Here is a 19,685-nt window from a genome sequence, read left to right on the forward strand (position 1 = left end):
GAGGCCACGCAGCGCCGCATGCGGGGGCGCGGTACCCCCGTCGACGGACAGGCGTCCGAGTGCCGCGGCGCTGATGTCCTTACCGGGGCGCCCTGACGCTCAGAGGGCAATCGGTCCGACGGCGCAGGCGTCCGAACGCGGCAGATGGAGGAAGAGCCCGATGCACACACGAACCCTGGGCGTGCTGAAGCGGTTGGTGGCCGCGGGAGCCATCGGCCTGGCCGCTGTGTTCTCACTGGCCGCCTGCAACGACGGCGACGGCGGCGGCGACGGCGGCGGCGAGCAGCAGGAGGAGGGCGAGAACGGCGGCGGCGAGGACGGTGGCGAGGACGGTGGCGAGGACGGTGGCGACGAGGACGAGGGCGGCGGATACGGCGGCGGCGAAGGCGGCGACGAGGAGGACTGACGCCCGCGCCGGCGGCCACCGGTAGGACCGCGGCGCTCCGGTCACGCGTTCCCGCGGCGGATGCGGGCCGAGCGCCGGTTCAGGGGTTGTCGACGACCAGGTCGGCGTGCTCCCGCGGCCGGTGGTCGGCGTAGAACCCCTGCTCTTGGCGCGCCCACAGCGACCGGTACGGGGCGTAGTCGGCGGCGTCCTCCCGCGCGTCCAGCCGCGCGGCGCGCACATCGTCCGGAGCGTGCACCCACGCCAGCACGGACAGGAACGGACGCAGTTGCCGGGCGCCCGAGCCGCACCCCTCGATCACCAGCAGTTCCTGTACGGGCGTGTGCTGCCACGCCCCGGGAGCGCCGCGCTCCCAGTCGTGGCGCCGCCACCGCGGGTCTCCACCGCGTGCCAAGGGCTGCAGAATCCACGCGCGTACCAGCGGCACCGCGGCCTCCAGCCCTTCCCAACCCGGGTAGAGGTCGTCCATGTGCAGCAGAGGGCAGTCGGCCTCGGCGGCGATGCGCCCGGCGAGGAGGGTCTTTCCCGCACCCGAGCGGCCCTCGATCGCCATCACGCGGCACCGCCCGGCCAGTGCGGGGGCTTCACGCAGCGCCTCGACCGCACGCCGGCTCCACCCGGGGTCCTCGGTGCTCACCGCGGGAGCCGCCGCGAGGGGGCGATGGTCGGGCCCGGGGCCCCGCGTTGAATTCAAGTCTTGTAAGCTCCCTTTCACCAGCAGCGCCCGCCTTCAACGCAGAGGAGAGGGACCCCGTGACCGACGTCGAGGTGACCCCGGGCTCCCAGGCGGCGCTGCGGCGGGCCAACCAGCAGCGCGTGGTCGATGCGCTGCGCAGCGGAGGGACGCTGACCCAAGCCGAACTCGCCCGCTATACCGGGCTTTCGCCCGCCAGCGTCTCCAACATCGTACGCAACCTGCGGGCGGCGGGCACAGTCTCGGTCCGCGAGACCTCCTCCAACGGTCGGCGCGCCCGCGCCGTCACCCTGATCCGCCCGCCCGGGGCCGTAGTGGCGCTCGATTTCGCGCTGGACCGCCTTACGGCCGCCTTGGGCGACAGCGAGGGGGCGGTCCTGGCGCGCGAGAGCATCGCCTACGACGTCGCGGCCGAGCCCGATCGCGCCGTCCGGCGGGCGGTGTGGCTGGTGGAGACGCTGCTGACGCGCCTGCGGGTGGACCACGCCACCATCGCCGCGGTCACCGCGTCGGTGCCGGGCCCCGTCGACTTGCGTACCGGTGAGATCGGCGCCATCACCTGCATGCCGCGGTGGGCCGGATACCGCCCGGCCGAGGCGCTGTCGGCACGGCTGCGTGTTCCGGTGCAGGCCGAGAACGACGCCAACCTGTGTGCGCTGGCCGAGATGCGCGACGGCGTCGCCGCCGAGCGCCGGCACGTCATCTACGTGCGCGTCAAAGAGGGGGTGGGCGCCGGCATCGTCGTCGGCGGCCGCCTGTTCCGCGGCGCCGGGGGAACGGCCGGCGAGATCGGGCATATCGGCTTGGACGAGCGCGGCCAGGTGTGCCGCTGCGGCAACCGCGGGTGCCTGGAGACGGTGCTGGGCGCCCCCTACCTGCTGGGCATGGTGCCCCAGCAGGGCCACCGCACGCCCGAAAGCGTCGCGGAGCTGGTGAGGGCCGCCGAGGAGGGGGATCCGGGGTCGCGCCGGGTCGTCGCCGAGGCCGGTGCCGCGCTTGGCCGCGGCCTGGGGGTCCTGGCCAACACGTTCAACCCCGAGTTGGTGGTGCTGGGCGGCGAGCTGGTCGAGGCCGGCGAAGCGCTGCTGGAGCCGGTGCGCCGGACCCTGGAGCTGGGCACGCTGGGCAGCGCCCTGGCTCAGATGGGGATCGTACGAGGAAGCCTGGGCGACGACGCGGCGCTGCGGGGAGCTCTGGTGCTGGCGGCGGCCGAGGCGGCCGAGGCGGCAGTGGAGGCGGAGGCCTGAGCCCGACCGGGGGCGGTGACCAGGCGGAACGCGGCAGGCGAAGCAAAATTCCGATAATGTTCACACACATTCACATATCGGGCATAATGCTCTTGACCTGGGGTTTTGTTGAGTTCAGTGGTTGAATGAATCTGCCGTGACGTTTCGGTTATGTGTTCAAGGCTTGACGCCAACGGGTGAACAAGCTTGACTTCACCGCATTGGTCCACCGAGTGATCCGGCGCACAGACTCCGCCGGACTTCCCCCAGGCAACGTGCTCGGGGGCCACAAGAGGAGGTCAACCCGTTGATTAAGCGAAGCGGATTCATGTTCCGCGCCGCGGTCGGGGCGGCAGCGGCACTGTCCCTGCTCGCAACCGGATGCGGCGCCACCACGGACGGCGCGTCGTCGGGCGAAGGCGATACAGCGAGCGTCGAAGAAGGCTTCAAGGTCGGGCTGCTGCTGCCGGAGACCAAGACGGCACGGTACGAGGAGTTCGACAAGCCCTACTTCCAGGAGGGGCTCAAGGAGCTCTGCGAGAAGTGCGAGCTGCTCTACCAGAACGCCGACCAGGAGACCTCCAAGCAGCAGTCCCAGGCTGAGGCGTTGCTGACTCAGGGTGTGGACGTGCTGGTGCTCGACGCCGTCGACGCCGAGTCCGCATCCGGCATCGTCAAGAACGCCAAGAGCCAGGGCGTGCCGGTCGTCGCCTACGACCGGCTGGCCGAGGGCGGCGTCGACTACTACGTCTCCTTCGACAACCGGCGTGTGGGCGAGGTCCAGGGCCAGTCGCTGCTGCAGGCGCTGGACCAGGACGGCGGCGGCGAGGACAGCCAGATCGTGATGATCAACGGCTCCCCGACCGACCCGAACGCCACCCTGTTCAAGAAGGGGGCGCACGACGTTCTGGACGGTCAGGTCAAGATCGCCAAGGAGTACGACACTCCCGAGTGGAACCCCGATGAGGCCCAGACCGAGATGGAGCAGGCCATCACCGCGGTCGGCGCCGACAACATCGACGGCGTCTACTCCGCCAACGACGGCATGGCCGCCGGCGTCGTGGCCGCGCTGAAGAGCGCGGGCGTGGACGAACTGCCGCCCATCACCGGTCAGGACGCCGAGATCGCCGGAATCCAGCGCATCGTCGCCGGCGAGCAGTACATGACGGTCTACAAGGCCATCCGGCCCGAGGCGGAGGTCGCCGCCGAGATGGCGGTGGCCGCGGCCACCGGTGAGAACTACGAGGGCAACGGCGACCACGGCCTGACCAAGGTCGAGGACGGCAACGGCAACGAGATCAAGTCGGTCCTGATCGACCCGATCCCGGTGACCGTCGACGACATCGAGGACACCGTGATCTCCGACGGCTTCTACACCGTCGAGGAGATCTGCACCGACCGCTACGCCGACACCGACTTCTGCAAGGACCTGCAGGAGTAGCTCGAACAGTGCGAAAGGACGGGCGCCGGTCCGCTAACCGGCGCCCGTTCTCGAACGGGACCACAACAGACACGCGACTCCCGTCGTGGGCGCAGCCTAAAGGACACGATATTGAGTAGACCAGTCCTGGAGCTGTCCGGGATATCCAAGAGCTTCGGCGCCGTACAGGCGCTCAATCAGGTCGACCTCGCGGTCGACCCCGGCGAGGTCGTCGCCCTGCTGGGCGACAACGGCGCGGGCAAGTCCACCCTCGTCAAGGTCATCGCCGGCGTGAACTCCGGAGACAGCGGAGACATCCTCTGGGAGGGAAAGCGGGTCGAGATCAACCGGCCCGCCGACGCCCAGCGCCTGGGGATCGCCACGATCTACCAGGACCTCGCACTGTGCGACAACCTGGACATCGTCGCCAACCTCTTCCTCGGCGTCGAGAAGACAGCGTTCGGCGCGCTGGACGAGGTCGACATGGAGCGGCGGGCGACGGAGCTGCTCGACTCGCTCTCGGTCAAGATGCCCAGCTTGCGGGTACCCGTGGCCTCCCTGTCCGGCGGTCAGCGCCAGATCATCGCCATCGCCCGCGCCCTGCTGGGCGAGCCGAAGGTCGTTCTTCTGGACGAGCCCACCGCGGCACTGGGCGTGGCCCAGACCGCACAGGTGCTCGACCTGATCGAGCGGCTGCGCGACCGCGGTCTCGGCGTCATCCTCGTCAGCCACAACATGGCCGACGTCCGAGCGGTCGCCGACCGTGCGGCGGTTCTGCGCCTGGGGCGCAACGCCGGCGACTTCGGCGTCGAGGAGACCAGCTACGAGGAGATCGTGGCCGCCATCACCGGCGCCTCCGACAATCCGGTCTCGCGCCGCGCCTCGGTGACCCGGACGGAGGAAGCGTGATGGCACAGCAGACACCCGTCTCCAACTCGGACGAGACCGCAACGGGAACCGCCTTCGATCGCGACCCGCGCCTGATGGTCACCCGCACCAGCCCCGCGAGCCTGCTCGCGGCGATCAAGCGCCGCATCCGCGGCGGCGAGCTGGGCCCGCTTCCGGTCATCGTCGGCCTCATCCTCATCTGCATCGTCTTCCAGCTGATGCACGAGCGGTTCCTCTCGCCGCAGAACCTGTCCAACCTCACCGTGCAGATCGCAGGCGTGGGTCTGATGACCACCGGCGTGATCATGGTGCTGCTGCTGGGCGAGATCGACCTGTCCATCGGGTCGGTGGCCGGAGCCTCGGCGGCCGTGCTGGCAGTGCTCGCTGTAAGGGTCGGCATCCCCGAGTGGGCCGCGATCGCGGCCGCAGCGGCCACCGGCCTGATCATCGGCATCCTGCACGGCACCCTCTTTGCCAAAGTCGGTGTACCGGCGTTCGTCGTCACCCTGGCAGGCCTGTTGGGCTGGCAGGGCGTGCAACTGCAGCTGCTGGGCAGCGACGGCACGATCAACATCAGCGACAGCGGCCCCATCGCCGCGCTGACGCACACGTTCTTCGTCCCCGCCTTCGGCTGGGGGATCGCCGCGGTGGCGGTCGGGGCGTTCGTGGTGTTCACCCTCTTCGGCGAACGGCGCCGTGCGGCCGCCGGGCTGATGGCGATGTCGCCGCTGGAGATCGCGGTGCGCAGCATCGCGCTGGCGGTCCCGGTCTTCGGCTCGGTCTACATCCTCAACCAGTACAAGGGCCTCCCGCTCGCGCTGATCATCTTCGTCGGGTTCGTCGTGGCCTTCGACCTGATGCTGCGCAAGACCCGCTACGGGCGCATGGTCTTCGCCGTGGGCGGCGGCGCCGAGGCGGCCCGCCGCGCCGGCATCAACGTCGACCGGGTGCGGATCTCGGTGTTCGCGCTGGCGTCCATGCTCTCGGCGCTGGGCGGCATCATGCTCGTCTCGCGCTCCTTCTCGGCCAGCCTGGACACGGCGGCCGGCGAGGAGCTGATGATGGGCATCGCCGCGGCGGTCATCGGCGGCACCAGCCTCTTCGGCGGGCGCGGCAACGCCTACTCCGCCCTGCTGGGCGGACTGGTGCTGGGCGCGATCACCTCGGGCCTGTACCTGCTGCAGATGGGTACTCCGGTGCGCTTCATGATCACCGCCCTGGTGCTGCTTATCGCGGTCACCCTGGACGCGATGTCGCGCCGCAGCCGCCGCGCGCACGCCCGCGGAGGCTGATCGCCAGACCCCGCGTGCGCTCCTCCCGGCGCACGCAGCCCCGGCCGCCCGCCCCACTCCCCACCCCGGCGCGGAGCGGCCTCCCCGGCGCCCCCAGAGCCCCTCCCCTCTGGGGGCGCCGGCCTGTGCGGGACCGGGCGCGGAAGATGTCGGATGGCCCTACCCCTGGATGCCGGTCGGATAAAGGGGGGTATAGCGTCGGGCGCCTATGCCCGAACTGTCCTTCCTCCTGGTAGCCGGCACCGCGGTCCTGCTGGGCGCCGTGGTGCAGAGCAGCGTCGGCCTGGGCCTGGGGCTGGTCGCCGCGCCCGTGGTGGCGATGCTCGATCCGGCCTTGATGCCGGGCACGATGCTGATCGCCACGTTCGTGCTGCCGGCCTTCACCGTCGCCGCGGAGTGGCGCAACGTCGACTGGCGCGGTCTGGGCTGGGCGGTGCTGGGCCGCCTACCCGGTTCGGCGGGGGCGGTGTGGGTCGTGGCCACCGTGCCGCCCCGGGCGCTGGCCGCCGGCGTGGGCGTGATGGTCCTCGTGGCCGTCGCGCTGACCGTCCGATCGGTGCGCGTGCGCATCCACCGCGGCTCGCTGCTGGCGGCGGGCCTGGTCTCCGGCTTCACCGGCACCGCCACCTCCATCGGCGGCCCGCCCATCGCGCTGCTGTACCAGCACGAGAGCGCCGGGCGGATCCGCGGCACGCTGGGCGCCTTCTTCCTCGCCGGCACGCTGATGTCGCTGTGCCTGCTGGCCGCGGGCGGCCAGCTGCACGCCTCCGAGATCAGCGCCGGGCTCGGCCTGATCCCCTTCGTCGTCGCCGGGTTCGCCGCAGGACGCCCGCTGTGCCGCGTCATCGACGCCGGGCTGATGCGCGCCGCCCTGCTCGTGGTGGTCACGATCTCGGGCATCGTGCTGCTCGTGCAGTCGGCGCTGGGGTAATCTGCGGGAGCGATGAGTGCCCGACGCGATCCCGCGGACGCCGGTCCCGCCCCCGGGTACCGGCCCTCCCGGCGCCCCGGCAAGGACGAGCTCGCCGCAGCGGCCGGCGCCACGATCCCCGACGTCCTGGCCCCCGGCCTGGACATCCTCTTCTGCGGCATCAACCCCGGCCTGTACTCCGGGTGGAGCGGCTACCACTTCGCCCGCCCCGGCAACCGGTTCTGGCCGGCGCTGCACCTGGCGGGCCTGACTCCGCGGCGGCTGCGCCCTGAGGAGCAGCACCTGCTGCCGCAGTGGGGACTGGGGATCACCAACCTCGCCGCCCGCACCACCGCGCGAGCCGACGAGCTCGGCGCCGAGGAGCTGCGCGAGGGCGCCGCCGCCCTGGAGCGCACGCTGCGCGCCTACCGCCCCGGCGCGCTGGCCGTGTTGGGCGTCACCGCCTTCCGCGCGGCCTTCGGCGACCCGGCCGCCGCCATCGGCCCGCGCGGTCAGCCGATCGCCGACACGCCGGTGCGGGTGCTGCCCAACCCCAGCGGCCTCAACGCCCACTGGAGTGTGGAGGGGATCGCCGCGGAACTGCGCGACCTGGCGGAGGGGATCCGGGGTACAAGCGCCGGATTCGGTTAACAGCCGCCTCGAGCGGCTCGTAGACTCGGTGGAACCGAGCAGGATGGGCGTGCCGGGAGCACAGGAGGCACCGCTGTGTCGGCCACGCCGGACGAGGGGACTGACGAGACGTTGACGCTACTCGACTCGCTGCGCACACCGGAGGACCTCAAGCGGCTTCCGGCCGACAAGCTGCCGCAGCTGGCCGCGGAGATCCGGGAGTTCCTCGTCACCGAGGTCAGCCGCACCGGGGGCCACCTGGGTCCGAATCTGGGCGTGGTGGAGCTCACCATGGCGCTGCACCGGGTCTTCGACTCTCCCCGCGATCCGATCCTCTTCGACACCGGCCACCAGTCCTACGTGCACAAGCTGTTCACCGGACGCCAGGACTTCTCCGGGCTGCGCACCCGGAACGGGTTGTCGGGCTACCCCTCGCGCGCGGAGTCCGAGCACGACTTCATCGAGAACTCCCACGCCTCCACCGTCCTGTCCTACGCCGACGGCCTGGCCAAGGCCAACGTCATCCAGCGCCGGGCCGATCGCAGCGTCGTCGCGGTGATCGGCGACGGCGCGCTGACCGGCGGGATGGCCTGGGAGGCGCTGAACAACATCGCCGCCGGCTCGGACCGCCGCGTGGTCATCGTCGTCAACGACAACGGCCGCTCCTACTCGCCGACCACAGGCGGCCTGGCCGACCACCTGGCGTCGCTGCGCATGACCCAGGGCTATGAGCAGGCACTCGAACTGGCCAAGACGGCGCTGAACCGGGCGCCGGTGGTCGGCCAGCCGCTGTACGAGGCGCTGCACGGGCTCAAGAAGGGCCTCAAGGACGCCATCCAGCCGCAGATGATGTTCGAGGACCTCGGGCTGAAGTACCTCGGCCCCATCGACGGCCATGACGAGCAGACCGTGGAGAAGGCCCTGCGCCGCGCCCGCGACTTCGGCGGTCCGGTGATCGTGCACTGCCTCACCCAGAAGGGCAAGGGCCACGCGCCCGCCGAGAACCACGAAGAGGACCAGTTCCACGCCATCGGCGCGGCCAAGCCCGCCCCGTCGGCGGGGGAGAAGCCCGCGCCCGCTCCGCAGAAGTGGACGAAGGTCTTCAGCGAGGAGATCGTCGCCCTCGGCGCCGAGCGCTCCGACATCGTGGGCATCACCGCGGCCATGCTGCACCCCACGGGCCTGGCTCCCTTCGCCGAGGCCTACCCCGACCGCTGCTTCGACGTGGGCATCGCCGAGCAGCACGCCGCCACCTCGGCCACGGGGCTGGCCATGGGCGGGCTGCACCCCGTCATGGCGGTCTACGCCACCTTCCTCAACCGCTGCTTCGACCAGGTGCTGATGGACGCCGCCCTGCACCGCCAGGGCGTCACGCTGTGCCTGGACCGCTCCGGTGTCACCGGCCCCGACGGCGCCAGCCACCACGGCATGTGGGACCTGTCCATCCTGCAGGTGGTGCCCGGGCTGCGGCTGGCGGTGCCGCGCGACGCGCCCCGGCTGCGCGAAGAGTTGCGCGAGGCCGTGGCGGTCGAGGACGCGCCCACCGTGCTGCGCTACCCCACGGGTGCCGTGGGGCCGGAGATCGAGGCGGTGGAGCGTCTGGGCACCATGGACGTACTGCGCCGGGGCGCCCGCGACGAGGCCGCCGAGGAGGACTCCGCCGGGGCCGCGGAGGACCTGCTGCTGGTCGCCGTGGGTCCCATGGCCCAGACCTGCTGCGAGGTCGCCGACCGCATGGCCGACCAGGGCATCGGCGTCACCGTCGTCGACCCCCGCTGGGTCAAGCCGCTCGACCCGGCCCTGGTCCACGAGGCCGCCCGCCACCGCGTGGTCGCCGTCGTCGAGGACAACGGCCGCGTGGGCGCCGTGGGCGACGCCGTGGCCCGCACGCTGCGCGACGCCGACCTGGACGTCCCGGTGCGCACCTTCGGCATCGAGCAGGAGTTCCTGCACCACGCCAAGCGCGACGACATCCTCGCCGAGCTGGGGCTGACCCCCCAGAGCCTGGCCCGCAAGCTCACCGAGACGGTCTCGCGCCAGGCCGAGACCGCCGACGAGGAGCCCGCGAGCAAGTGAAGGCGGCCCTGGAGAACCCTTCCGCCCGCCGGTTGCGGTGGGCGGAAGGCCGGGCGCCCGACGGACGGGGCCCGCACCAGCGTTGATCTTGTACCTACGGGCACATGTGATCGCTCACAGTGACCGTAGGTACAAGATCAACGGCGGCTACGGCCGGTGGAGCCAGCCGAGGGTGGTTCCCGGAGGCTCCGCAAGGACGCCGCGCCTGTGGATTTCCCCTTGCGGCGGGCAGCGCCGCGGCGCCGCGATGGGCCAGAATGGGGGCATGACCTCTCCCGACCCCCTGCGGGTGGCGGTGATCGGTTCCGGTCCCGCCGGCATCTACGCCGCAGACGCCCTCACCCGGCAGAGCCGCGAAGAGGTGGCCGTCGACATCGTCGACCGGCTGCCCACCCCCTACGGGCTCGTGCGCTACGGCGTCGCCCCCGACCACCTGAAGATCAAAGGGGTGGCGCGGTCGCTGCGCGAGGTCCTGGAGAAGCCCGAGGTGCGCTTCATCGGCGGCGTGGAGTTCGGCCGCCACATCACGCGCGAGGGCCTCGCCCGCGCCTACCACGCCGTCGTCTACGCCACCGGCGCCAGCGTCGACCGCCGGATGGGCATCCCCGGCGAGGACCTGCCCGGAAGTGTGGCCGCGACCGACTTCGTCAACTGGTACTGCGGCCACCCCGACTCCGAGGTCGAGTCCTTCCTGCTCGACTCCGAGGAGGTGGCCGTCGTCGGGGCGGGCAACGTCGCCCTCGACGTCGTGCGCATCCTCGCCAAGAGCGCCGACGAGCTGCACCGCACCGACATCCCCCAGCCCATGCTGGACGTGCTGGCGGCCAGCAAGATCCGCCGCATCAACCTGCTGGCGCGGCGCGGCCCGCTGCAGGCCAAGTTCACCGCCCCCGAGCTGCGCGATCTGGGCAGGCTCGACAACGCCGAAGTGCTGCTGCGCCCCGATCAGGTCGATATCGACCCCAACAGCCGCGACATGCTCGCGGCCGAGCGCGCGGCGCGCACCAACCTGAAGGTCCTCACCGAGTGGGCCCAGCGCACCCCCCGCGACCTGCCGCGCCGCATCGACCTGCGGTTCTGGGTGCGTCCTGTCGAGATCCTGGGCGGCGAACGCACCGAGGAACTGCGGGTCGAGGAGACCGAGCTCGACGACGAGGGCCGGCTGCACGGCACCGGTGCCTTCGACACGGTCGAGGCGGGCATGGTGTTCCGCTCCATCGGCTACGCGGGCACCCCGCTGCCCGACGTGCCGTTCGACGAGCGGAGCCGCACGGTTCCCCACGACGAGGGCCGCGTGCTCGACGCCGAAGGCGGGAGGCGCCGCGGCGACTACGTCGCCGGGTGGATCAAGCGCGGCGCCACCGGAGTCATCGGCACCAACAAGTCCGACGCGTCCGCGACGGTGCGCAGCCTGCTCGACGACGCCGCCGAGCTGCGCGCCGCCGGCGGGGCAGAAGGGCTGGAGCCGGTCGAGGACGTGCTCAAGGGCAGCGGTGCCGCCGTCACCGATTACGGCGACTGGCTGAGCATCGACGCCGCCGAGGCCGAGCTGGGAGCGGCGCTGGGCCGCGGCGAGCGGGTCAAGCTGCGCAGCTGGGACGACATGTACGGCGCGATCGGCCGCTGAGGCGGCCGCGTGCCGCGGTCCGCTTCGCCTCCGGGGCGGCGACGCCGCGCAGCCGCAGGCCCGATCACTCGACCTCGGCTCGGGGCGCGTCGAAGGTGTTGCAGGCGCCGAGGTCGTCGCCGCCGGTGCCGGTGGCGAACCAGGCGCTGATGTTGCTTCCCGTGCCGTGGGTGGCCGTGTCCACGGCGTTGCCGTTCCAGCGGCCGAGGCGGTCGATCTCGGCGTCGCCGATGTTGTCCAGCCCCCGCAGCGCCACTCCCGCCAGGCATTCGGCCTGCAGTTCGATGCGGCGGGTCGCCTGCATGCGCTCGTCCTCGGTGGCGGCTTCGCGCTCCAGGGCGGCGCCGGCGGGCAGGATTCCGGCGAGCCTTTGCACGTGGTGGCCGTATTCGTGGGCGAGCAGCGCGACCCACAGGCTCTGCTGGTAGCCGGCGGGGACGTTGCGCGCCAGCTCGACGACGTTGGGTTGGACGAGGGTGACGGTCATCCGCTGCCCCCCGTCGTAGAAGGCCAGGGTGTGGTCCGGGTCGACGGACCCGAGCGGCTTGGGCTTGGTGCGGGAGACGCGGAACTCCGGTTCGACGCTGTGCACGCCCAGCTCTTCCAGCCGGGGCCGCCACAGCCGCGTGAGGCAGTCCGAGAGCGCGTCGTCGAAGGCCACCCACGAGTCGGCCGATCCCGCGTCGACATCGGGCAGCGAGCACTCCACCGGGTCGGGCACGGGCAGCGCGTACAGGGGATGGTCGGCCACGTCGATCTCCACCGGCGCCGGGCGGGCCGCGAAATCCGTGCTGGTGTGCCGGGCGGGATCGGCGGCCGCGGGCGTGGACGGCCCGGGCGGGGACGCCGGCACCATCAGCACCGCGCAGGCGGTGAACGCGGCAAGCGAGGTCAGCGCCGCGGCGGCCACGGCCACCCACACCACCGGCGAGCGGTTGCGGCGCGGCGGTGGCGGCGGCGAGGGCCACGGGGGCGCCGCCGGGGTGAACGGCGGGGGGCCGGGGTGGTGGGGGAAGCCCGGCGGGGAAGTCGGCGCGGCGGGGCGACCGGGCCCCGGAGGCCGTTCGCCGTCAGGGGTGGGCTGCACGGGGGGACTCTTCTCGGTCGTGCGGCTATGCGGCTGTGCGGCTGTGCGAAGGATGGAGAAGGGGGCGAGCGTGATCAACGACCCTATTCGGGCGCACAGGCGGAGGGTAGCGCACAGTACGGTCCACCCGGCGGACCGGGTCCGCGGCAGCCGGGCTCAGGGGGCCTGGTAGGCCACGCCCAAGTCGCGCGCCAGGTCGCGCAGCTCGGCTTCGAAAAGCGCCTCCATGTCGTCGGAGACGAAGGCCAGGTGCTGGAAGACCTCCATGCAGACGATGCCGTAGAAGCGCACCCAGCAGCGCAGCATCACGCGGATCGCGCCGATGGAGGCCCGGTCGCCGCCGAAGCCGGTCAGCCGTGCGAAGGCCTCCAGTTGGGCGCACAGGGTCGGGGAGGCCTCGGGCTCCTCGGGCACGGTGAAGCGGCCCTCGGCGATCAGCCGGTCGAACAGGGCGACGAAGGTCGCTGCGAAGCGCCGCCCCGCCTCGGAGGCCGGACTGCCGTCTTCCGGGAAGGTCTGCGTGGTGGCGGGGCCGAACAGCAGTGCGAACTCCGCCCGGTTGGCCAGCCCCCAGGCGCGTACGGCCCTCAGCGCGGACAGCAGCCGGCCGTCGGTGTCGGCGGCCGGCAGCGCGGCCTCGGCGGCGTCCACGGCCGCTGCGAGCTCGGCGAACAGGTCGGCTTGCAGCGCCTCCAGGAGGTCGCCGAGACTCCCGAAGTAGCGGTACAGCCCGGGCGCGGTCATACCCATCTCGCGGGCGACGGCGCGCAGTGACACCCCCGAGGCCCCGTGCGCGGTCAGGTGGCGCCGAGCGATCTCCTTGATCTCCTCCGATGTGGCTTTCCGCACACGCTCGCGGCGGCTGCCCGACGGCGCGTTCTCGACCTGGGGGAATGCCGGATCTCCTGTCACACCTCATCCTTCTGGTCCCCGGGCTGCGTACCGGGCGGCCGGACATGAGCATAGTCTGATAAACGGCGTGTTCTTGCGTGAACGCCGTAAACAAGCAACCGTCTCGCCTCTCACACCCTACGCTGCACGACGACGGGGGATCAGGGCATGTTCGCAGGTCTGGGCCGTTTCGCCCACCGGTGGAGGGTGCTGGTGCTCGCCGCGACGGCGCTGTTCGCCGCCTTCTCCGCGGTCTGGGGCAGCGGCGTCTTCGGCGCCGTCAGCGACGGCGGCTTCGAGCCGCCCGGCGCGGAGTCCTCCCGCGCGAGCGACATCCTGGAGGAGGAGTTCGGCCACGACCAGGTCGACGTCGTGGCGGTCTACCGCAGCGACGAGATCCGCGTCGACAACCCCTCCTTCGCCGCCCAGATCGACAAGCTGCGCGGCGACCTGCCCGACGACCGCATCAGGTCGATGCGCACCTACCTCGACGACGACCTCGGCAAGACCGAGCGCGGCATCCTCGTCTCCGAGGACCGCCACGCCACCTACGTGCCCATCACGCTGGCCGGCGACTCCGACGCCGAGCGGATGCACAGCTTCGAGGCCGTCGAGGACGAGCTGGACGCCGGTCCGCTGGAGACCGAGCTCGGCGGGACCATCGCCATCCAGCAGGACCTCTCCAGCAGGGCCGAGAGCGACGTGGTCCGCGCCGAGGTGATGTCGCTGCCGGTACTGCTCCTGCTGCTCGTGCTGATCTTCGGGGGCGTCGTCGCGGCGCTGATGCCGCTGGCCGTGGGCGGACTGGCGATCCTGGGCTCACTGACCCTGCTGCGCGCGCTCACCCATGTCACCGAAGTCTCCGTGTTCGCGGTCAACGTCGCCACCATCCTCGGCCTGGGCCTGGCGATCGACTACGGCCTGTTCATGGTCAGCCGCTTCCGCGAGGAGATGTCCCGCGGCGTGGAGGTGCGAGACGCCGTGCCGCGCACCCTGTCCACCGCCGGGCGCACCGTCGCCTTCTCCGGCGTCACCGTGATGATCGCATTCGCAGGTCTGCTGTTCTTCCCCCAGCCCATCCTGCGCTCCATCGGACTCGGCGGCATCGCGGTGGTGCTCTTCGACGTACTGGCGGCACTGGTCGTCCTGCCCGCACTGCTGGCCCTCGCCGGTCGGCGCATCGACTCCCTGCGGCTGTTCGCCCGCCGCCGGCGCCGACGCGAGATCGAGCGCGCCCGCGCCCGCGAACACGGGCTGACCCCCGACCAGGGCGAGGGCGGCTGGTCCCGGCTGGCCCACAGCGTCATGCGGCGGCCCGTGATCTACCTGGTGACGGTGTCCGCGGTGCTGCTGGCCTTCGCCTCGTCGCTGGCCTACACCGAGCTGGGCTCCACCGACCAGCGCTACCTGCCCGAGGACGCCGGCAGCCGCGTGGCCATGGAGTCGCTGGAGGAGGACTTCCCCGCCGGCGGCATCGGTGAGATCGACGTCGCCGTCACCGGCGGGGTCTCCGAGTCGGAGCTGCAGGACTTCGCCGACCGGCTGAGGGGCCTCGACGGCGCTGAGCGCGTCGAGGTATCCCGCGCCGACGCCGGCGCCGCCCACCTGACCGTGGCCTACCAGGGCGCCGCCGACGACCCCGCCACCTCCGAACTCGTGCGCGACGTGCGCGACGCCGCGCCTCCCCAGGGCGCCGACGAGGTCCTGGTCGGCGGGCCCGCCGCTATGCAGATCGACAACGTCGCCGCCATCGTCGACGCCCTGCCCTACACACTCACGTTCGTCTTCGCCGTGACCCTGGTACTGCTGTTCCTGGCATTCGGATCGATCGTGCTGCCCCTCAAGGCCGTCATCATGGGGGCGCTGTCGCTGGGCGCGTCGCTGGGCGTGGTCGTGTGGGGCTTCCAGGAGGGGCACCTGTCGGGGGTGCTGGACTTCACGGCTGTCGGCACGATCGACCCGACCTTCCTCGTGCTGATCGTGATCGTGGCCTTCGGACTGGCCATGGACTACGAACTCTTCCTGCTCAGCCGGGTCCGCGAGGAGTACGCGGCCACCGGCGACAACCCCCACTCCGTGGCCACGGGACTTCAGCGCACCGGCGGCATCATCACCAGCGCCGCCGTGCTGCTGATGGTCGTGCTCGCCGCGATGGGCACCTCCGACCTGCTCTTCTTGAAGATCATCGGAGTGGGGCTGACCGTGGCGGTGGCCGTCGACGCCACGCTCGTGCGCGCCCTGCTGGTGCCGGCCACCATGCGGCTGCTGGGCCGCGCGAACTGGTGGCTGCCCGAACCGCTGCGCCGGATGCACGACCGCATCGGTATCACCGAAGGCGAGGACGCCGCGGCGCAGGGATCGCGCGCCCGCGGCCGCGAGCCCGCCCGGATGCGCTGACCGGGCCGGAGTTCCCGGCGCGCGGGGCGCTCCGGCCCTCAGACCCGGTCGCCGCCGGGTTTGCGGCGGTCGTCGAAAGGCAGGCCGGGGCGGTAGACGTGGGCGGCCGCCACGATCTCGTCGAGGCTGTGGTCCCAGGTGGGCCGCACCCGCACCGCGTGGTCGGCGCCCCAGGGCGGGGGAGTGCGGAACGGGCGATCGGCCTCGCGAGTGGGGACGAGGTCCAGGTAGTGCATGTTCACCGTGCCGCCGCGGTGGGGCACGACCTGCGTGCAGGCCCGCAGCAGCGCGATATCCTCCCAGGCGAGGAAGATGTCCTCGCGGGCGGAGCGCGGCCAGGGTGCGGGGAATCGCGCTCCCTGGGAGTCGAGGACCAGCACGGGCCGCGGCGAGAGCAGGCGCGCGATCGAGCCGATGCCCGCGCCGCCGAAGAACACGACCGCCAGCAGGCCCATCACCACGTCGAGCAGGCTCCCGCGCAGCATCAGGGCTATACCGGTGCCGGTGAACACCGTGCACGCGACCGCAAGCCACGCCCCTTCCCACGTGACGCGGAAGCGGTTGGTGAGAACGAAGGGTGCCGTTGCGCCCGCCATGGCCCCAGCATAAGTCGTCCGGCGCTCGGCGTCTCGGGTGAGGGCGGCGCGGAGCGTCTCCGAGGGGGACTCGGCGACGGCGGGCGGACCCGCGGACCGGGGGTGCCGCCGCAAGGGCGGGGAGGGGAGACCCGGTCCGCGGGCCGCCGGGAGCCCGCGGGCTCCTTCGGAACCGCCGGTCCCGCGGCGCGCCGCGGGACCGGCGACGGCGGTCACACCGCCTTGGGGCCGTTCGGGTGGAACAGCGAGCCGTTGACCTTCTCGGACACGCCGGAGCGGTCCAGGTAGGGCGTGATGCCGCCCAGGTGGAAGGGCCAGCCGGCGCCGGTGATCAGGCACAGGTCGATGTCGGCGGGCTCGGCCACCACGCCTTCGTCGAGCATGATGCGGATCTCGCGGGCCATCGCCTCCAGCGCGCGCTGCCGGATCTCCTCCTCACTGGAGGGCCTGCCGCCGCCGGCGAACATCTCCCGCACCTCGGGGTCGATCTGGAAATCGGGGCCGTAGATCTCCGTCTTGCCCGACTCGACCACCCGCCGCAGCTGCTCGGAGACCCCGAAGCGGTCCGGGAACGCCTCGTGCAGCGTCTCCGACACGTGCAGCGCCACCGCCGGGCCGACCAGTTGAAGCAGCAGCAGCGGCGACATGGGCAGCCCCAGCGGCGCCACAGAGCGGTCGGCGACCTCAGGCTCGGTGCCCTCCTCCACGGCACCCAGCACCTCGCCCATGAACAGGGTGAGCAGCCGGTTGACGACGAAGGCGGGCGCGTCCTTGCACAGGACCGCCGTCTTCTTCAGCTGCTTGGCCGTGGCGAAGGCCGTCGCCAGCGCGGCGTCGTCGGTGCGCTCGCCGCGGACGATCTCCAGCAGAGGCAGCACCGCCACCGGGTTGAAGAAGTGGAAGCCCACTACCCGCTCGGGGTGCTTCAGCTTCGAGGCCATCTCGGTGATCGACAGCGAGGAGGTGTTGGTGGCCAGGACGGCCTCGGGCGCGACCTCCGCCTCCACCTGGGCGAAGACGTCCTGCTTGACCGACATCTTCTCGAAGACGGCCTCGATGACGAAGTCGGCGTCGGAGAAGGCGTTCATGCTCAGCGAACCGCTGACCTGGGCCTTGAGGCGATTGGCCTTGTCGGAGGTGATGCGCCCCTTGCCGAGCAGCTTGTCGACCTCGCCGTGCACGTAGGCGACGCCCTTGTCCAGCCGGTCCTGGTCGAGGTCGGTCATGACCACCGGTACGTCCAGGCGCCGGGCGAACAGCAGCGCGAGCTGGCCGGCCATCAGCCCGGCGCCGACCACGCCGACCTTGGTGATCGGGCGGGCCAGCGACTTGTCGGGCGCGCCGGCAGGGCGCTTGGCCCGCTTCTGGTTGAGGTCGAAGGCGTACAGGCCGGCCGTGAGCTCGTCGCTCATCATCAGGTCGGCCAGCGCCTCGTCCTCGGCGGCGAAACCCTCGTCGCGGGTGCGGTCCTTGGACGCGGCGACCAGCTCCAGCGCACGCGCCGGGGCCGGGGCGGCGCCGTGCAACTTGCCCTCCAGCATGAACCGGGCGTTGTCGATCGCCTGGTCCCAGGCCTGGCCGGTGTCGACCTCGGGCCGCTCGACGGTGGTCTCGCCCTTGACGACGCGGGCGGCCCAGCGCAGCGACTCCTCGACGAAGTCGGCGGGCTCGAACATCGCGTCGGCGATGCCCAACTCGCGGACCTCGGGACCCTTGATCGTCTTGTTCTGGGCCAGCGGGTTGTCGATGACGATCTTCAGCGCCTTCTCGACGCCGATGAGCCGGGGCAGCAGGTAGGTGCCGCCCCACCCCGGAACCAGGCCCAGAAACGCCTCGGGCAGCGACAGGGCGGGGATGCCCGAGGAGACCGTGCGGTACCGGCAGTGCAGTGCCACCTCGACGCCGCCGCCCATGGCCGCGCCGTTGATGAAGGCGAAGGTGGGCACGTCGAGTTCGCCGAGCTTGCGGAAGACGTCGTGTCCCAGCTTGGCCACCGCGTAGGCCTGCTCGCGGTCGCGCACCTGCGGCACGCCCGACAGGTCGGCGCCCACGGCGAAGATGAACGGCTTGCCGGTGACGGCAACGGCGGAGATGTCGGAGCGGGCGCGCGCCGCCTCGATCGCGTCGTCCAGGCTGAGCAGTCCGGCCGGGCCGAAGGTGTTGGGCTTGTTGTGGTCGTGCCCGTTGTCCAGGGTGATCAGCACCGCTTTGCCGGCGCCGTAGGGCAGCTGGACGTCGCGGGAGAGCGCGTGGGTGACCACCTCGTCGGCGAAGACCTCGCGCAGGGCCTCACGGGAGACGGGGGCACCGGTCGCGGCGCCCTGGTCGTCGGTGCTGCTCACTTGGCGCTCCCTTCCCAGTTGGTGTTCTCCCACAGCACGGTTCCGCCCATGCCCATGCCCACGCACATCGTCGTCAGGCCGTAGCGGACATCGGGGCGCTCGGCGAACAGGCGCGCGAGCTGCATCATCAGCCGCACGCCCGAGGAGGCCAGCGGGTGGCCCAGAGCGATCGCGCCGCCCCAGGGGTTGACGCGGGCGTCGTCGTCGGCGACGCCGAAGTGCTCCAGGAACGCCAGGACCTGCACGGCGAAAGCCTCGTTGATCTCCACGAGGCCGATGTCGTCCATGGTCATCCGCTGGCGTTCGAGCAGCCGCTCGGTCGCCGGGACCGGGCCCTCGCCCATGACCTCGGGGTCCACGCCGGCGAAGGAGAAGTCCACCAGGCGCATCCGAGCGTCCAGGCCCAGGTCGGCGGCGACGTCCTCGGCGGCGATGATCGCGCCGGTCGCGCCGTCGTTGAGGCCGGCGGAGTTGCCCGGGGTCACGTTGCCGTGCGCGCGGAACGGCGTCTTCAGCCCGGCCAGGCCCTCCAGGGTCGTCTCGGGCCGCGGCGGCTCGTCGGCGCTGGCCAGGCCGTATCCCTGCTCGGCCGAGCGCACCAGCATCTCGACCAGGTCCGGCTGCAGCTTGCCGTCGGCGTAGGCTTTGGCGACCTTCTCCTGGCTGCGCAGCGCGTAGGCGTCGGCGCGCTCCTTGGTGATGGAGGGGTAGCGGTCGTGCAGGTTCTCCGCCGTGTTGCCCATGACCAGCGCCGAGGGGTCGACGAGCTTCTCGGAGAGGAAGCGCGGGTTGGGGTCGACGCCCTCGCCCATCGGGTGGCGGCCCATGTGCTCGACGCCGCCGGCGATGGCGACGTCGTAGGCGCCGAACGAGATGCCCGCGCCGCTGGTGGTGACGGCCGTCATGGCGCCGGCGCACATGCGGTCGATGGCATAGCCGGGCACGCTGCGGGGCAGGCCCGCCAGCAGGGCCGCGCTGCGGCCGATGGTCAGGCCCTGGTCGCCTGTCTGGGTGGTGGCGGCGACGGCCACCTCGTCGACGCGCTCCGGCGGCAGGCCGGGGTTGCGGCGCAGTAGCTCGCGGATTACGCGCACGACGAGGTCGTCGGCGCGTGTCTCGGCGTAGAGGCCCTTGCCGGCCTTGCCGAACGGAGTCCTGACCCCGTCGACAAATACGACATCACGGGCAGTTCGCGGCACGATT

Annotated in this window: 16 protein-coding genes; 10 read left to right on the forward strand and 6 right to left on the reverse strand. The window is 71.9% G+C overall.

The annotated features are described in order from the left end of the window. Positions 1-160: 160 nt before the first annotated feature. Positions 161-406: a hypothetical protein gene (locus LP52_RS02035; RefSeq protein ID WP_040270240.1), complete on the forward strand. Its 246-nt coding sequence runs from the start codon at positions 161-163 to the stop codon at positions 404-406. 79 nt (positions 407-485) lie between these two features. Here the strand turns inward: LP52_RS02035 and LP52_RS02040 are convergent, their stop codons facing one another. Beyond that, on the reverse strand, positions 486-1,043 hold the full coding sequence (locus tag LP52_RS02040) for a nucleoside/nucleotide kinase family protein (RefSeq protein WP_040270241.1): 558 nt from the start codon (positions 1,041-1,043) through the stop codon (positions 486-488). Between the two features lie 116 nt (positions 1,044-1,159). Here LP52_RS02040 and LP52_RS02045 point away from each other — a divergent pair, with 116 nt between their 5' ends. The 8 genes from LP52_RS02045 to LP52_RS02080 all read left to right on the forward strand — a co-directional run bounded on the left by LP52_RS02045 (position 1,160) and on the right by LP52_RS02080 (position 11,169). Next, positions 1,160-2,347 carry an ROK family transcriptional regulator gene (locus LP52_RS02045; protein ID WP_040270243.1) on the forward strand — a complete coding sequence of 396 codons (1,188 nt, stop codon included), beginning with the start codon at positions 1,160-1,162 and terminating at the stop codon, positions 2,345-2,347. 307 nt (positions 2,348-2,654) lie between these two features. Continuing rightward, positions 2,655-3,767: a sugar ABC transporter substrate-binding protein gene (locus LP52_RS02050; protein WP_040270244.1), complete on the forward strand. Its 1,113-nt coding sequence runs from the start codon at positions 2,655-2,657 to the stop codon at positions 3,765-3,767. A 111-nt stretch (positions 3,768-3,878) separates the two neighbouring features. After that, entirely contained in the window at positions 3,879-4,655 is a 777-nt protein-coding gene (locus tag LP52_RS02055) for an ATP-binding cassette domain-containing protein (RefSeq protein ID WP_040270245.1), read from the forward strand. Next, positions 4,655-5,926, forward strand: a complete 1,272-nt coding sequence (locus LP52_RS02060) for a sugar ABC transporter permease (protein WP_040270247.1) — start codon at positions 4,655-4,657, stop codon at positions 5,924-5,926. Before LP52_RS02055 ends, LP52_RS02060 begins: the two co-directional genes overlap by 1 nt. 208 nt (positions 5,927-6,134) lie before the next feature. Beyond that, a complete protein-coding gene (locus LP52_RS02065; RefSeq protein ID WP_040270249.1) occupies positions 6,135-6,857 on the forward strand; it encodes a sulfite exporter TauE/SafE family protein in 723 nt (240 codons plus the stop codon). 12 nt (positions 6,858-6,869) lie between these two features. Next, complete coding sequence (gene mug, locus LP52_RS02070; protein WP_052809316.1) at positions 6,870-7,487, forward strand: G/U mismatch-specific DNA glycosylase; 618 nt, start codon at positions 6,870-6,872, stop codon at positions 7,485-7,487. A gap of 111 nt (positions 7,488-7,598) precedes the next feature. Then, a complete protein-coding gene (gene dxs, locus LP52_RS02075) occupies positions 7,599-9,542 on the forward strand; it encodes a 1-deoxy-D-xylulose-5-phosphate synthase (RefSeq protein ID WP_040270347.1) in 1,944 nt (647 codons plus the stop codon). 265 nt (positions 9,543-9,807) lie between these two features. After that, positions 9,808-11,169: an FAD-dependent oxidoreductase gene (locus tag LP52_RS02080; protein WP_040270251.1), complete on the forward strand. Its 1,362-nt coding sequence runs from the start codon at positions 9,808-9,810 to the stop codon at positions 11,167-11,169. A gap of 64 nt (positions 11,170-11,233) precedes the next feature. Here LP52_RS02080 and LP52_RS02085 read toward each other — a convergent pair whose 3' ends face one another. Next, a complete protein-coding gene (locus tag LP52_RS02085; RefSeq protein WP_040270253.1) occupies positions 11,234-12,256 on the reverse strand; it encodes a neutral zinc metallopeptidase in 1,023 nt (340 codons plus the stop codon). 156 nt (positions 12,257-12,412) lie between these two features. Further along, positions 12,413-13,168 carry a TetR/AcrR family transcriptional regulator gene (locus LP52_RS02090; RefSeq protein WP_040270254.1) on the reverse strand — a complete coding sequence of 252 codons (756 nt, stop codon included), beginning with the start codon at positions 13,166-13,168 and terminating at the stop codon, positions 12,413-12,415. Positions 13,169-13,315: 147 nt separating this feature from the next. Between LP52_RS02090 and LP52_RS02095 the strand changes: the two genes are divergently transcribed. Beyond that, on the forward strand, positions 13,316-15,544 hold the full coding sequence (locus tag LP52_RS02095; protein WP_040270255.1) for an MMPL family transporter: 2,229 nt from the start codon (positions 13,316-13,318) through the stop codon (positions 15,542-15,544). A 38-nt stretch (positions 15,545-15,582) separates the two neighbouring features. On the opposite strand, the gene LP52_RS02100 is transcribed toward LP52_RS02095, so the two are convergent. From LP52_RS02100 to LP52_RS02110, 3 genes are all read right to left on the reverse strand, one after another. Then, on the reverse strand, positions 15,583-16,140 hold the full coding sequence (locus LP52_RS02100; protein ID WP_040270258.1) for a hypothetical protein: 558 nt from the start codon (positions 16,138-16,140) through the stop codon (positions 15,583-15,585). A 212-nt stretch (positions 16,141-16,352) separates the two neighbouring features. Further along, positions 16,353-18,482: a 3-hydroxyacyl-CoA dehydrogenase NAD-binding domain-containing protein gene (locus tag LP52_RS02105; protein ID WP_052809318.1), complete on the reverse strand. Its 2,130-nt coding sequence runs from the start codon at positions 18,480-18,482 to the stop codon at positions 16,353-16,355. After that, positions 18,479-19,681 carry a thiolase family protein gene (locus LP52_RS02110; RefSeq protein WP_040270260.1) on the reverse strand — a complete coding sequence of 401 codons (1,203 nt, stop codon included), beginning with the start codon at positions 19,679-19,681 and terminating at the stop codon, positions 18,479-18,481. The genes LP52_RS02105 and LP52_RS02110 overlap by 4 nt, the downstream gene beginning before the upstream one ends. Positions 19,682-19,685 lie beyond the last annotated feature (4 nt).

The sequence above is a fragment of the Streptomonospora alba genome (assembly GCF_000826685.1).
GTDB lineage: Bacteria > Actinomycetota > Actinomycetes > Streptosporangiales > Streptosporangiaceae > Streptomonospora > Streptomonospora alba.